Here is a 4,777-nt window from a genome sequence, read left to right on the forward strand (position 1 = left end):
CCCCGGGGCCCACCCCCACAGCCGGCCGCAGCTCCGCCCCGCTGCTGGCCGTCCGAGACCTGCACGCCGCGCGCGGCGACCGTCCCGTCCTCCGCGGCGCCGACCTCGACGTCCACGCCGGGGAAGTGGTGGCGCTGATGGGGCCGAACGGGGCCGGGAAGTCCACCCTGCTGCGCAGCCTGCTCGGCACACTCGACCGCCGCGACCCCGTCGACGGGACGATCCGCGCGGCCGACGGGGTCGACCTCACCCGCCTGCCCACGCATGAGCGCTCCGCCCACCTCGGCTGGGTGGGGCAGGACCCGGGCGCGCAGCTCAGCGCCCCCACCGTGCGGGACGAACTGATGCGGGCCGCGCCCCTGCCGCGCCGCCCCCGCCACGTCCGCGACGAGGCGATCCGCGAGCGGGAGAAGCAGGTGCAGCAGCTGATGCGCACGGCCGGCCTAGTGGAGGCGGCGGATGAGCACCCGTTCGATCTGGATGCGGCGCAGCGCAAGGACGTGGTGATCGCCGCGGCGCTGCTGCGGCGCCCACCGGTGCTGCTGCTGGATGAGCCGACGCTCGGGCGCGACGCCGCTTCGATGAGCCGGCTCGTGGGACTGATCGACATGCAGCTGCAGCGGGGTGGGGGAGTCCTCGCCACCACCCACGACCAGCACTGGGCCCAGGCAGTCGCCCACCGGCAGCTGCATCTGGACAGCGGTCGGATCAGCTGAGCACGCTGCCAGTATTGTGGTGGTATGACCACCGATCAGATTCTCGCCCGCCTCGCCGCCTGCGGCATCAGCCCCGTCGATCCGACCTCGTTCGCCCCTGAGGACGATGACCCGTTCTTCATCCTCACCGACGTCGACGACGACGGGGTCGGCACCCTCCGGTACGTGCTCGCCTACGACGCCGAAATGATCGACGATAAGACCGCGTACACGGACTGGATCCATGAATGGGCCCGCGCCACCGACAGGTCCGACGCCATCGGTGACGTGCAGTCCCACGTCGACTTCGACGGCGGCGCGTCCTTCGTCCAGTGGAGCCTCAACGGGACGCGGACCCGTGTCGACTTCGAGCAGGAGGGCGATTGGATCCATCCCGATGCGGCCGACGCCATCATCGACCAGCTCGGCAGTGTGGAGGGTCGCACTCGACTGTTCATCGACAACGGCCAGGGCGGCGTGTACGCGTGGGTGCTGCCCGGCACCGTCGACCAGTTCACCGAGCTGTTCCCCGAAGCCGAGCGAGCCTGACCGGCCCGGGCGCAGGAGCGCCCACGGGCTGAGCGGGCCGCCGGCCGGGTGAGCGCACTTGCTAAACTCGGCCCACTCAATCCACCTGCTCTTTCTCGAGGAGCGCTGTGCTCACCGCCTACCCCGTCCTCTCCCTGCTGCCGCCGCTGATCGCGATCGCACTGGTGATCCTCACCAAGAAGGTGCTCCCCTCACTCGGCGCCGGCATCATCGTCTCAGCGCTGCTGGTCGCGAACGTCAACCCCCTGAAGGCCGCATCCCTCATCTGGGACGGCATCGTGGGCCTCGTCTGGGCCGACGGAGGCATCGCCTGGGACACGGTCCTGATCATCACCTTCCTGCTGGAGCTGGGCGTCATCACGTCCTTCGTGCTGATGGCCGGCGGAACATCCGCATTCTCCGAATGGGCCGCGAAGCGCATCCGCTCGCGCCGCGGTGCCCAGGCACTCGGCGGCATCCTCGGCATGGTCATCTTCATCGATGACTACTTCAACGCCCTCGCCGTCGGGCAGGTGGCGCGCCCCATCACGGACCGTCAGCGGGTGTCCCGCGCGAAGCTCGCCTACCTCATCGACTCCAGCTCCGCTCCCGTGGTGGTGCTGGCGCCGTTCTCCTCCTGGGGTGCATCCATCATCGGCATCATGGCCCCGCTGCTGGCGGCGTCTGCGCTGACGCTCAGCCAGGTGGAGGGCTTCCTCCTGGCCGCGTCGATGAACTACTACGCCATCGGCGCTCTCCTGCTGCTGTGGCTGTCGATCCTGCTGGAGATCGACTTCGGGGCGATGCGCGCCGAGGAGCGCCGAGCCGCCGACGGTGACGGCGTCATGGCCGAGGACGATGAAGCGCCCGGTCAGCTGTCGGATGACCTCCCCTCCCACGATCCGGGCGCGATGCGGGCGCTAGTGGTGCCGTTCGTGGTGCTGGTCGCCGGAGTCATCGGCGGCATGTACATCACCGGCGGCCTCGCCGCGAGTGCGTGGGGCCCGGTGGAGACCCTCGCCGAAGCGGACGTCACGCTCGCGCTGAACATCGGCGGTCTGATCGCCCTCGGCGTGGCGCTCTACTACTGCCTGCGCTACACCTCCCCGAACCCCGAGTTCACGCCGGGCACGCGTCGCGGCGGCGCCTGGGAGGGCGCGAAGTCGATGATGCCGGCGATCCTCATCCTGATGTTCGCCTGGGTGCTGGCCGCCATGATCGAGCATCTCGGCACCGGGGCCTTCCTCGCTGATGTCGTCCATCAGCTGTCCGTGCCCGCTGTCTGGCTGGTGCCGATCCTGTTCGTGGTGGCCGGTCTGATGGCCTTCGCCACCGGCACATCCTGGGGGTCCTTCGGAATCCTCCTGCCGCTGGCCGGCGAGATGATGAACGCCGTCCAGGGCGGGGACGACGTCCTGCTCGCCGCCTTCGGTGCGGTCCTCGCCGGCGCCGTCTTGGGCGACCACTGCTCGCCGATCTCGGACACCACGATCCTGTCCTCCACCGGTGCGGCCTGCTCGGTGCCCACGCACGTGCGCACCCAGTTGCCGTACGCGATCACCGGTGCGATCGCCGCCCTGGCCGGCTACGTCGTGTTCGCGCTGACCGAGAACGGCATCGTGGGCCTGGTGGTCACGCTGGTGGGCGTCACCCTGGTCGCCTTCGTGGTCCGACGGATCCTTCCGGTCATCCGCATCCCGATCCGCCACCGCCGCTACGAGGCGAAGGCCTGAGGACTCAGCGGATCTGAGGAATCCGTCGGAAAGGACAGCTTCACCATGTCCTCACCGCTGATGTCGCCGAGGCGTGGGACAGCGTCTACTGGATGATGGCGAAGGTCCTCATCGACTTCGAGAAGGACCTCTGCCGGCACCAGGGCGTCCAGCCCGGCGACGTGTTCCACCGGGCCGTGGTCCGCCGGCGCGAGGAGCTCGGTCACGGAGTCATCCGCTTCACCGTGGCCCGGGAGGACGGCGATGCCCTGCCCGGATTCCTGCCCGGCCAGTACATCTCCGTCGGGGTGACCCTGCCCGACGGTGCCCGCCAGCTGCGCCAGTACTCGCTGGTGAACGGTGCCGAGGAGGGCATGCTGACCTTCGCCGTCAAACGGGTTCCCGCACAGGACGACACCCCCGCCGGCGAGGTCTCCAACTGGCTCGGCGACCACGCGGAGGAGGGGAGCGTCATCGACGTGACGGTCTCGTTCGGCGACCTCGTCATCGATGTGGAGGGCGAAGGCCCCGTGGCGCTGATCTCCAACGGCATCGGTGCGACGCCCATGATGGGCATGCTGGAGGCGCTGCACGCGGCCGGCTCCACGCGACCGATCGTGGTGGCCCATGCTGAGGCGAGCGAAGCCGAAGACGTGTTCCGCTCGGAGCGGGCTGCGCTCATCGCGGACCTGCCGAACGCGACGGAGGCTGTTGCCTACTCCCGCACAACGGAGGGGGAAGCGGGCGAGCGCCTGTCAATCGGGGCGCTGAACCTGCCGACCGACGCGTCCGTCTATCTGTGCGGCTCGACCCGGTTCCTCACCAATGCGCGCGCTGAGCTCCAGGAGCTGGGCTTCGCCGACGACCAGGTCCACTTCGAACTGTTCGCCCCCAACGACTGGCTGCTGGACGCCTGACCGGCGCTGCTCTTCGCGGGTGCCCGGCTCGCAACCGGGCACCCGGACGCCTTCGCCCGGACGGCGGGGCCACGTCGACCAGCAAGACCCGTCGGCCGGCCGGCTCACACCCCGAGCGACCAGTCCTCCAGAAGTCCGCGGACGTACGCGGCCTGCCCGCAGTGCGACACGGCGTCATCGATGATGCTGACGATCCGCACTCCCCGCGTCACCGGCGGCTCCCACGACTCGTCCACCACCTCCTCGAGCCGCTCCGCATCCAGCGCCTCGATGTGCTCGACCAGCGCGTCTGCGCAGGAGGAGAGGTAGGACAGGAGGTCCGACGGCCGCTCCACGCGCAGCGCCGCCACGTCCTCAGCGCGGTCCCCGAAACCGAAGTCGTCGGGCCCGCGGTCGATGCCGGTGCGTTCGGCCCACCCGCCCTTCTGCCACACGGTGGTGCCGCCGGTGAGCTGCGCTGTCTGCACATCCATTTGTCGTGCGGCATGCCAGATCAGCCAGGCGATGGAGTTGCCGCGGCCGCCCGGCATGCGGTGCAGGACGTCGGCGGAGATGTCGGTGAGGAGGTGGGCGGCGGCCTGCTCGGGACGTCGCGCGGCGTCGGTGAGGATCACGGGGTGGCTCATGCGCCCACAGTAGCCCGATCGTCCTCGGGTACTTTCTGCGAAAACGGGCGTGGCTCCGCTGCTCTGCGGGGTGGCTCCTGCCGAATCGACCGTTTCGGCACTGTTGGCGAACTGTGGCCGCCGCTGCGTTGGCCCCCGACCAGGACGGGGTCTCGGCCGCCACCGGTGCAGCGAGTTGGGGGGGGTGTCCCTATGTTTCGAGTCAAGCCGCGAGAGCGGTCGGCTCGGGGGTAGGGGCGGTTGTCGGTGGCTGGTAGTAGGTGCCGTCGCGGAGCATGGCGTAGATGACGTTGCAGCGG

The 4,777-nt window shown here is 69.8% G+C and carries 5 protein-coding genes; 4 read left to right on the forward strand and 1 reads right to left on the reverse strand.

All coding sequences use genetic code 11. From position 1 onward, the window contains the following. The 4 genes from MHY20_RS11375 to MHY20_RS11390 all read left to right on the forward strand — a co-directional run. Nucleotides 1-716: ABC transporter ATP-binding protein (locus MHY20_RS11375; RefSeq protein WP_239376875.1), on the forward strand; the 716-nt coding region annotated here is incomplete at its 5' end. Between the two features lie 24 nt (nt 717-740). Further along, nucleotides 741-1,244 (forward strand): hypothetical protein, encoded by a 504-nt coding sequence (locus MHY20_RS11380; protein ID WP_239376876.1) that lies wholly within the window; start codon nt 741-743, stop codon nt 1,242-1,244. A 107-nt stretch (nt 1,245-1,351) separates the two neighbouring features. After that, complete coding sequence (locus tag MHY20_RS11385; protein WP_239376877.1) at nt 1,352-2,956, forward strand: Na+/H+ antiporter NhaC family protein; 1,605 nt, start codon at nt 1,352-1,354, stop codon at nt 2,954-2,956. 92 nt (nt 2,957-3,048) lie between these two features. After that, on the forward strand, nt 3,049-3,852 hold the full coding sequence (locus MHY20_RS11390; RefSeq protein ID WP_239376878.1) for an FAD-binding oxidoreductase: 804 nt from the start codon (nt 3,049-3,051) through the stop codon (nt 3,850-3,852). 104 nt (nt 3,853-3,956) lie between these two features. On the opposite strand, the gene MHY20_RS11395 is transcribed toward MHY20_RS11390, so the two are convergent. Then, the gene (locus MHY20_RS11395; RefSeq protein WP_239376879.1) at nt 3,957-4,478 is read right to left on the reverse strand and encodes a DUF664 domain-containing protein; all 522 of its coding nucleotides are present in this window, start codon (nt 4,476-4,478) and stop codon (nt 3,957-3,959) included. Between the last annotated feature and the right edge of the window lie 299 nt (nt 4,479-4,777).

It is taken from the genome of Helcobacillus sp. ACRRO, assembly GCF_022347125.1.
Taxonomy (GTDB): Bacteria; Actinomycetota; Actinomycetes; order Actinomycetales; family Dermabacteraceae; genus Helcobacillus; species Helcobacillus massiliensis.